This is a genomic window from Enterobacter sp. SECR19-1250, assembly GCF_013391025.1.
GTDB lineage: Bacteria > Pseudomonadota > Gammaproteobacteria > Enterobacterales > Enterobacteriaceae > Enterobacter > Enterobacter cloacae.
This window is the reverse complement of sequence record NZ_JACASJ010000308.1, coordinates 1-484: the sequence shown is the minus strand read 5'-3', so window position 1 is coordinate 484 and position 484 is coordinate 1. Positions and strand designations below refer to the sequence as shown.

The following is a 484-nucleotide window of genomic DNA, read 5'->3' as shown; positions in this document are numbered from 1 at the left end:
ATTTTAATCAGCGAGTCAGCTTGGGAAGAAATGACCTGCTTATTCGCACCTTCCCCAGCAGTGCCGATAAATTGGCGCCGTATGAATATTCATCTAGTGAGACCAGCTTCATTAAATGAAATATAACGTCAAGCGTCATGTTTGCTCCCTGAACATTTATCAATTTTGAAGGATGATATTTCAGGAGCAACGAGTTTGAAAAACGACAAATAGTCAGAATCAATGTGAGTTTAACTCAACATCACAAAAAGGCCCCGTCAGGGGCCCGATCTTGATTAACCACAACGGGATCAGAAGCGGTATTGCAGACCCGCGGTAATGGTATAGTTGCGGTTTGAAATACCGGCAGCATCTCCGCCAATAGAGCCCGATTCGCCAGTATTGGTATCAATAATCTGCGTACCGCCTTTACCTTCTTCGTAACTGCTATAGGGAAGGTGCGAACAAGTTCCTGATATGAGATCATCATATTCATCCGGAGCGC

General features: G+C 44.4%; 1 protein-coding gene. It reads right to left on the bottom strand.

Features of this window, described 5'->3' with window-relative positions:
* Nucleotides 1–290: 290 nt before the first annotated feature.
* A partial coding sequence (locus tag HX884_RS26750) for an omptin family outer membrane protease (protein ID WP_178329059.1) occupies nt 291–484 on the bottom strand: 194 nt, incomplete at its 5' end.